This is a genomic window from Brenneria izbisi, assembly GCF_025840185.1.
In the GTDB taxonomy this organism is placed as follows: Bacteria; Pseudomonadota; Gammaproteobacteria; order Enterobacterales; family Enterobacteriaceae; genus Brenneria; species Brenneria izbisi.
Genome location: NZ_JAMPJU010000012.1, coordinates 114,819 through 125,280 on the forward strand (window position 1 = coordinate 114,819; position 10,462 = coordinate 125,280).

Sequence of the window (10,462 nt, forward strand, 5' to 3'; positions counted from 1 at the left end):
AGAAACATGAAGCCGACAGAATCCTTTGAAAGCCCCGTTTTTACTGCTATTACCCCAGACTGGCGGGGACTGCTTACCTCAGCCCCTATCAGCTTTCCGCATGTTCTGGTTTGCTGATCAAACTCTCAAGCGACGGCAGTGCGCCATTGTATTGATCAAGCGTAATGGATACCGCGACCGTGCCGCCGTTATCCGCGGTAAAATTACCTTCCGTACTGACTTCGATGGTTGGCGAACCGTTGTTATCCTGAATGCGAATGTAACGGCTGATATCGGTTCCTTCTTCAAGTTCGCCGACCAGATCGCTCAAATCGATCCGGTCACCTTCGCTGGCGTTGAAATCCTTGATCACATCATGGCCAATGTCGCCAGACTGCCATTTAAAGGTATCCGCCCCCGCACCGCCAATCAGGATATCGTCGCCATCGCCGCCAACCAGAGTATCGTTGCCCTGACCGCCAAACAACTGGTCATTGCCGCTGCCGCCATACAGTTCATCACTGCCCGCGCTACCAAAATAGACGGTGGACGCCTTACTGGTATTGCCCTCAATATCGGTCACCTGCATGCTGATCGATTTGGCGTTACTGCCGGATGTGGTAAGGGCTAATTGCGACAGGAAACTATTCCAGTCGCCGATGCTTTCGCCCGCGCTATCCTTGGATGTTATCGTCAACACATTACCATCGTCTTGCTGCACAACAGTAAACAACACATTATCCGGCAACGATATTTTATCATCGACGCCCAGACCGTCGGCTTTGATGACCACCTCTTTCAGATCCAGGGAATCCGCATCGGAAATGGTTACCTGCGCGTTGAACGTTGTGGCGACATCATCCTGCGGGAGCGTGGTGATATCCCCCGAACCGATGAGTTTGAAAGAGCCTATCTGGATATCATCCATTGTGTTGCCGTAATTACCCAGCGGGTTGAATTCAACGGCCAGTTCACCGCTGCCATTCGCCGGCACCACATCATCCGGCAACAAAATCTGAATAACGCTGAACTTGTCGTCCAGATAATCAGCGTCAGTACGTTTTGCCGTATCCTGATAGGTTTTCGCCCAGGTTTCCAACGCGGCGACGTCTTGCGCGCCGTAGGTCACGCCATCCAGAACGAACGTGACGCCATCATGCAATACTTCAACCGAGGCGTTCAACGCATCATCCGGGAAATAGTCAACCCATTGACCATTTTCGAATTTGCCGTTTGTCTGCCAATCATAGTTAGCCGTATCCGGCGTGGTAATCCTCAGCAGTTCAATGCCATTGAAAGAAACAACCACCTGTAATGGCGCGCCATTCGCCCCGCCATTACCGGAAATACCGTTATTCCAGCCTAGTTCCATCTGGATAACAGAACCGGCAGTCACGCCATCAACCTGCTGCCAGACTTTCGGCAATGCCCCGGACGGCAGGCCGCTTTGCGCGATACGTTGACCGAGATAATCATAATCAGTCGCAATCATGCCTTTATCTTTATCCGCCAGAGAGAAGAAAGCCCCCTTCCAGCTTGTCGGCTCGTTGGTATTCCATTGCCCATTCCAGCCCTCACCCGCTCCGCCATTCAGATCGCCGTTGTCGGAAATTTCTTTCGCTTCGCCAATAAGCTCAAAACTGACTTCCGGCGCCTGACCTGTCTCAGGAGCATTCGCTTCACCTTTGAGCGTAATCACCACATCCGCGGTTGCCGCGTCACCATCGCTATCTTTAACGGTGTAAGAGAATTTCATTTCCGGTTGATCGCCCACCGCCATGCTATCTCTGGCTTCACGACTCATTTCAAACGTATAAGAGCCATCCGATTTCCCGGTAAACGTCCCGTATTCATTCACAATGACATAGGTGCCGTCAGCTTGTTGCGTGGCATTATTCCAGATCACGCCTTCCGTCCCGGCGCCATCGGCGCCAACCTGATAAGCGTCGCCGTCAATCTGACCATTGATTCTGGGCATATCATCCACCGCAGAGATGGTGGCATAAAGATCAAACGCATTGGAGGCGTTTTCCCATGTATACACCTTGGAAACCGGCGTACCGTATTCGCTATTCTTGAAGCCATCGATCGTGAACTCGAAAGTTCGGTCACCTACGGTAAAGGTCTTCGTCAGGGTAGACTGATCAATTTCAACAATGTCGCGCTGAGCTTCAGCGGACAGTTCTCTTTGCTCCCAACGACCCGGTCGCCACCAGCTTCCAGGCACCCACACGTTTTCCGTATTGGCCGTTTCCGTATGCGTCAGTTTTATCGTGTGGGTGATTTCGTGGTTTTCACCATCAATCATAACGTTAAAGTTCACCACCAAATCAGTGGAGTCGAGCGCCCCGCCCGTCACCGGATAGTTAAGATGCGTAAACGCTCCTAACTTAAAGGTGGAACCGATCAAACTCTCCGAACTGCTACTACGATAATCTTCATTATCATAATAATCATATCCCGACCGCCCGGAGCCGGTGCTATTCCCCCAACGAAGTTGCTCATAGTAGCTATCGGCACGATCCGTATCCATAGAGCGACCGCTAGCATCACGTTGATAGCTCGCATTCACAAACCCGCCCTGAAGACCGGTAACGATCACCTCGCTCACAGGAACCGATAGCGTGTTTTCAACATTCTGAGCAACCGGCGCATCATCTTCTACCACCACCGTCAGCGTCGTATTACTGGTGTTGCCATATTGATCGGCAACCTTAACGCCCACATTGAGGTCAAACGTGTCCTCTTCAGTTGTATTCGGATGATCGATTGAGCGATGTAATTCCACAGTGTATTCACCCGAATCGTCGATGGAGAGGGTGACGACTTTACCTGCCGGCGTCGAACCGATGAGCGTTTTGCCCTCCTGAGACAATGCCCAGGAAACAGATTGTCCATCAGACGTCAGCGCAGGCGCATTCGCGTCAGGCGCAACCAGCGTTACCGTGGTCGGGTGCGGATGCTCAATCGTTATCGTACCGCTGCTGAAGCGTGAATCCGTTGTATCATTATCGCCGCGGGTATCAGGCACACCGCCGGATAAACCTTCTTCAGAGACATGGGTCGTACCCGCCGTGAGCCTCGGATCTTGATCATTGTCGATCACCGTACTTGAGGCGGTATCCTGAGCACTTATCGCCACCGCCTCAAATGCGCCGTTCCGATCCGTCACCCCGGAGATCGTCACGACCAGTTGTTCGTCAGATTCTCTAACCTGATCATCCACCACGTCCACCACAAATGTCGTGGATGAACCGCCGGTAATCGTTACGCTGGTTGGGCGGCCCGTGGTATCGCTGTTATTCGCCGCGTCACCGCTCCAACTCAGCAAAATATCGACGGACTTGCCTGCCGGCAGTTCCACGGTTTTACCCGTGCTATCCACCAGTTTTACCGTGTAGCTTAGCGCGCCGCCTTCAGATACCATCGGCTGATCAACACTGATAGTGGCATAAACGGTGTCATCCGAGTCTGGCACGGCTTCGTCGGTGATCGTCACCGTCACGTCATTACCTTTGACCAGATTTTCGAACACCTGGGTTCCCGAACCCTGTTCGGTGATCCTATCGATACTTACCGTCTGCCGACGCTCGCCGACAAAAACATTATCGTCAACCGTCTCCGTTACCGTACCGAGCGTCGATCCTGCCGCGATCGTGACGGACTTGCCATTAGACAGTGCAATCACCAAACCACCGTGATCACTCAAATCAGCACCCTGTGGGCCGGACAATTCAACCGTATAGGTGACCTCGCTCCCTTCCTCGACCGGGTTTGGCGACACGCTCAGCACCGCAGTCACCGTATCAACGGTATCGACCACGCTTGCTTCGGCGGGCGCTCCCAACGTCAGGTTCTCGAACAGCGTGCCGTCAGCGGCCTGCGCATCCTGCAATGCCACCGTCAACGATGCGCCGTCCTGATACACGTCATCGCCCTGGGCCGCGCGGCTATAGACCACTTCAGTCGTACCTTTGGCAATAGTGACGGTTTTACCACCGTCCAACGTGACGACCACATCACGATCCAGTTGTTGATTAAGGGAAACGGTAAAGGTCTGCGTTTCATTCTCGGCGAACTCAGGCTTATCGGCCTGTATCGACACAATTAGCGCATCGCCCTGGTTTGGAATATTCGGCTCCCCCGGCATACCTGGTTCATCCGTTACCGTGGTCGTTACCGGATTATCGTTCAGCGTCAACTTCTCGAACGCTTCGCCGCCGCTCACCGACACCAATTGATTCACCACCGCCGGTTGACCGCCAACAAACACATCGTCTTGCGCCACTAGCGTCACCGAACCGCTCGTGCTGTTCGCCGGCACCGTCACCATTGTGCCATCGGTCAGCGTAAACGTCAGCGCGGCATGGTTGCTCATCGGCAAACCAGCCTGATTGCTGAGCGTTACGGAATACGTGAAGCTTTCGCCTTCCGCCACCGTGTTCTTATCCACCGTCAGCGTCGCAATAACCTCATTCATTGTATCGGTTACCGTCACTGTCGATTCTCTGTTGCTTACCAGCGTTTCAAAGTTATGCTCACCGGTATCTGTCACACTCACCGTATAGCTTTCACCGTCCTGGTAGACATCATCGCCCTGCACCGCAAACGCCGTTGAGGTGCCAACCGCGCTGTTGGCGGCAAAGGTGATGGTCGCGCCATTGCTGAGCGTCACGGTAAATTCACGGTCGGTCGGCTGGCTTAATGTCGCGCCAATGGTGGCGGTGCCGCTGCCTTCCGCCACGGTGATATCGCCCAGCGTCAAGGTGGTGGTATCGCTGTTATCCACTACCGTGGTGGTGGTTGTACTGCTGGTATCCAGCGCTTCATAGTTGCCGCCAGCAGCGTCTTTGATACCGAGGGTCAGCGCTTCCTCACCCTGCTGATAGCCATCGTCACCGCGTGTCGCGATCTGTACCGTACCGCTGCTTTCACCCACCGGAATGGTGATGGTCTGATCGTTACTTAGCGTAATGACCAGCGGACTGCCGGTGACCGGTGAACCCACGGTGGCGGTGACGGTAAAGGCGCTGCCTTCGGTGACCTGATTATCCGCGCTCAGGGTGATGGCGGTGGTATCGACCGTATCCGTCACGGTGACGGTTGCGGTGTCGCTGCTGTCCAGTTGCTCAAAGTTATGCGCGCCACTGTCGGTTACACTTACGGTATAACTTTCACCGTCCTGATAGGCATCATCGCCCTGCACCGCAAAGGCGGTTGAGGTGCCAACCGCGCTGTTGGCGGCAAAGGTGATGGTCGCGCCATTGCTGAGCGTCACGGTAAATTCACGGTCAGTCGGCTGGCTTAATGTCGCGCCAATGGTGGCGGTGCCGCTGCCTTCCGTTACCGTCACATCCCCCAGCGTCAAGGTGGTGGCGTCGTTGTTATCCACTACCGTGGTGGTGGTTGTACTGGTCGTATCCAGCGCTTCATAGTTGCCGCCAGCGGCGTCTTTGATACCGACCGTGATAGGTTCATCGCCCTGCTGATAACCATCGTCACCGCGTGTCGCAATCTGTACCATGCCGCTGCTTTCACCCACCGGAATGGTGATGGTCTGATCGTTGCTTAGCGTAATGACCAGCGGGCTGCCGGTGACCGGCGCGCCCACGGTGGCGGTGACGGTAAAGGCGCTGCCTTCGGTCACCTGATTATCCGCGCTCAGGGTGATGGCGGTGGTATCGACCGTATCCGTCACGGTGACGGTTGCAGTATCGCTGACATCCAGTTGTTCAAAGTTATGTTCACCGGCATTGACGACACTCACCGTATAGCTTTCACCGTCCTGATAGGCATCATCGCCCTGCACCGCAAACGCCGTTGAGGTGCCAACCGCGCTGTTGGCGGCAAAGGTGATGGTCGCGCCATTGCTGAGCGTCACGGTAAATTCTCGGTCGGTCGGCTGGCTTAATGTCGCGCCAATGGTGGCGGTGCCGCTGCCTTCCGCCACGGTGATATCGCCCAGCGTCAAGGTGGTGGTATCGCTGTTATCCACTACCGTGGTAGTGGTTGTACCGGTCGTATCCAGCGCTTCATAGTTGCCGCCGGCAGCGTCTTTAATGCCGACCGTGATGGGTTCATCGCCCTGCTGATAACCATCGTCACCGCGAGTCGCAATCTGTACCGTACCGCTGATTTCGCCCACCGGGATGGTGATGGTCTGATCGTTGCTCAGCGTGATCACCAGCGGGCTGCCGGTGACCGGTGAGCCCACGGTGGCGGTGACGGTAAAGGCGCTGCCTTCGGTCACCTGATTATCCGCGCTCAGGGTAATGGCAGTGGTATCGACCGTATCCGTCACGGTGACGGTTGCGGTGTCGCTGCTGTCCAGTTGTTCGAAGTTATGTTCACCGGCATTGACGACACTCACCGTATAGCTTTCGCCGTCCTGATAAGCATCATCGCCCTGCACCGCAAACGCCGTTGAGGTGCCAACCGCGCTGTTGGCGGCAAAGGTGATGGTCGCGCCATTGCTGAGCGTCACGGTAAATTCACGATCGGTCGGCTGGCTTAATGTCGCGCCGATGGTGGCGGTACCGCTGCCTTCCGTTACCGTCACATCCCCCAGCGTCAGCGTGGTGGCGTCGCTGTTATCCACTACCGTGGTGGTGGTTGTGCTGGTCGTATCCAGCGCTTCATAGTTGCCGCCGGCGGCGTCTTTGATACCGAGGGTCAGCGCTTCCTCACCCTGCTGATAGCCATCATCGCCACGTGTCGCAATCTGTACCGTGCCGGTACTTTCGCCCACCGGAATGGTGATGGTCTGATCGTTGCTTAGCGTGATCACCAGCGGACTGCCGGTGACCGGTGAACCCACGGTGGCGGTGACGGTAAAGGCGCTGCCTTCGGTCACCTGATTATCCGCGCTCAGGGTGATGGCGGTGGTATCGACCGTATCCGTCACGGTGACGGTTGCAGTATCGCTGACATCCAGTTGTTCAAAGTTATGTTCACCGGCATTGGCGACACTCACCGCATAGCTTTCACCGTCCTGATAGGCATCATCGCCCTGCACCGCAAACGCGGTTGAGGTGCCAACCGCGCTGTTGGCGGCAAAGGTGATGGTCGCGCCATTGCTGAGCGTCACGGTAAATTCACGGTCGGTCGGCTGGCTTAATGTCGCGCCAATGGTAGCGGTGCCGCTGCCTTCCGTTACCGTCACATCACCCAGCGTCAGCGTGGTGGTATCGCTGTTATCCACTACCGTGGTGGTGGTTGTACTGCTGGTATCCAGCGCTTCATAGTTGCCGCCGGCAGCGTCTTTAATGCCGACCGTGATGGGTTCATCGCCCTGCTGATAACCATCGTCACCGCGAGTCGCAATCTGTACCGTACCGCTGATTTCGCCCACCGGAATGGTGATGGTCTGATCGTTGCTCAGCGTGATCACCAGCGGACTGCCGGTGACCGGTGAACCCACGGTGGCGGTGACGGTAAAGGCGCTGCCTTCGGTCACCTGATTATCCGCGCTCAGGGTGATGGCGGTGGTATCGACCGTATCCGTCACGGTGACAATCGCGGTGTCGCTGCTGTCCAGTTGTTCAAAGTTATGTTCACCGGCATTGACGACGCTCACCGTATAGCTTTCACCGTCCTGATAGGCATCATCGCCCTGCACCGCAAACGCCGTTGAGGTGCCAACCGCGCTGTTGGCGGCAAAGGTGATGGTCGCGCCATTGCTGAGCGTCACGGTAAACTCACGGTCAGTCGGCTGGCTTAATGTCGCGCCAATGGTGGCGGTGCCGCTGCCTTCCGTTACCGTCACATCCCCCAGCGTCAAGGTGGTGGCGTCGCGGTTATCCACTACCGTGGTGGTGGTTGTGCTGGTCGTATCCAGCGCTTCATAGTTGCCGCCAGCGGTGTCTTTAATGCCGACCGTGATGGGTTCATCGCCCTGCTGATAACCATCGTCACCGCGTGTCGCGATCTGTACCGTGCCGGTACTTTCGCCCACCGGAATGGTGATGGTCTGATCGTTGCTCAGCGTGATCACCAGCGGACTGCCGGTGACCGGTGAACCCACGGTGGCGGTGACGGTAAAGGCGCTGCCTTCGGTCACCTGATTATCCGCGCTCAGGGTGATGGCGGTGGTATCGCTGTTATCCACTACCGTGGTGGTGGTTGTACTGGTCGTATCCAGCGCTTCATAGTTGCCGCCAGCGGCGTCTTTAATGCCGACCGTGATGGGTTCATCGCCCTGCTGATAGCCATCGTCACCGCGTGTCGCAATCTGTACCGTGCCGGTACTTTCGCCCACCGGAATGGTGATGGTCTGATCGTTGCTTAGCGTGATCACCAGCGGACTGCCGGTGACCGGTGAACCCACGGTGGCGGTGACGGTAAAGGCGCTGCCTTCGGTCACCTGATTATCCGCGCTCAGGGTGATGGCGGTGGTATCGCTGTTATCCACTACCGTGGTGGTGGTTGTACTGGTCGTATCCAGCGCTTCATAGTTGCCGCCGGCAGCGTCTTTAATGCCGACCGTGATGGGTTCATCGCCCTGCTGATAGCCATCGTCACCGCGTGTCGCAATCTGTACCGTGCCGGTACTTTCGCCCACCGGAATGGTGATGGTCTGATCGTTGCTCAGCGTGATCACCAGCGGGCTGCCGGTGACCGGCGCACCCACGGTGGCGGTGACGGTAAAGGCGCTGCCTTCGGTGACCTGATTATCCGCGCTCAGGGTGATGGCGGTGGTATCGACCGTATCCGTCACGGTGACGGTTGCGGTGTCGCTGCTGTCCAGTTGCTCAAAGTTATGCGCGCCACTGTCGGTTACACTCACGGTGTAACTTTCACCGTCCTGATAGGCATCATCGCCCTGCACCGCAAACGCCGTTGAGGTGCCAACCGCGCTGTTGGCGGCAAAGGTGATGGTCGCGCCATTGCTGAGCGTCACGGTAAACTCACGGTCAGTCGGCTGGCTTAATGTCGCGCCAATGGTGGCGGTGCCGCTGCCTTCCGTTACCGTCACATCCCCCAGCGTCAAGGTGGTGGCGTCGCGGTTATCCACTACCGTGGTGGTGGTTGTACTGCTGGTATCCAGCGCTTCATAGTTGCCGCCGGCAGCGTCTTTGATACCGACCGTGATGGGTTCATCGCCCTGCTGATAGCTATCGTCACCGCGTGTCGCGATCTGTACCGTGCCGCTGCTTTCACCCACCGGAATGGTGATGATCTGATCGTTACTCAGCGTGATCACCAGCGGGCTGCCGGTGACCGGCGCGCCCACGGTGGCGGTGACGGTAAAGGCGCTGCCTTCGGTGACCTGATTATCCGAACTCAGGGTGATGGCGGTGGTATCGACCGTATCCGTCACGGTGACAATCGCGGTGTCGCTGCTGTCCAGTTGTTCAAAGTTATGTTCACCGGCATTGACGACGCTCACCGTATAGCTTTCACCGTCCTGATAGGCATCATCGCCCTGCACCGAAAACGCCGTTGAGGTGCCAACCGCGCTGTTGGCGGCAAAGATGATGGTCGCGCCATTGCTGAGCGTCACGGTAAATTCACGGTCAGTCGGCTGGCTTAATGTCGCGCCGATGGTGGCGGTGCCGCTGCCTTCCGCCACAGTGATATCCCCCAGCGTCAAGGTGGTGGTATCGCTGTTATCCACTACCGTGGTGGTGGTTGTACTGCTGGTATCCAGCGCTTCATAGTTGCCGCCGGCAGCGTCTTTAATGCCGACCGTGATGGGTTCATCGCCCTGCTGATAACCATCGTCACCGCGTGTCGCAATCTGTACCGTGCCGGTACTTTCGCCCACCGGAATGGTGATGGTCTGATCGTTACTCAGCGTAATGACCAGCGGACTGCCGGTGACCGGCGCGCCCACGGTGGCGGTGACGGTAAAGGCGCTGCCTTCGGTCACCTGATTATCCGCGCTCAGGGTGATGGCGGTGGTATCGACCGTATCCGTCACGGTGACGGTTGCGGTGTCGCTGACATCCAACTGTTCGAAGTTATGCGCGCCACTGTCGGTTACACTCACGGTGTAACTTTCACTGTCCTGGTAGACATCATCGCCCTGCACCGCAAACGCCGTTGAGGTGCCAACTGCACTGTTGGCGGCAAAGGTGATGGTCGCGCCATTGCTGAGCGTCACGGTAAACTCACGATCGGTCGGCTGGCTTAATGTCGCGCCAATGGTGGCAGTGCCGCTGCCTTCCGTTACCGTCACATCCCCCAGCGTCAGCGTGGTGGCGTCGCGGTTATCCACTACCGTGGTGGTGGTTGTACTGGTCGTATCCAGCGCTTCATAGTTGCCGCCGGCAGCGTCTTTAATGCCGACCGTGATGGGTTCATCGCCCTGCTGATAGCCATCGTCACCGCGTGTAGCGATCTGTACCGTGCCGCTGCTTTCGCCCACCGGAATGGTGATGGTCTGATCATTACTCAGCGTGATCACCAGCGGACTGCCGGTGACCGGCGCGCCCACGGTGGCGGTGACGGTAAAGGCGCTGCCTTCGGTCACCTGATTATC

The 10,462-nt window shown here is 56.8% G+C and carries 1 protein-coding gene; it reads right to left on the bottom strand.

The genetic code is table 11. The features are described from left to right. Nucleotides 1-88: 88 nt before the first annotated feature. Nucleotides 89-10,453, bottom strand: a complete 10,365-nt coding sequence (locus NC856_RS14680; protein ID WP_264091188.1) for an immunoglobulin-like domain-containing protein — start codon at nucleotides 10,451-10,453, stop codon at nucleotides 89-91. Nucleotides 10,454-10,462: the final 9 nt, after the last annotated feature.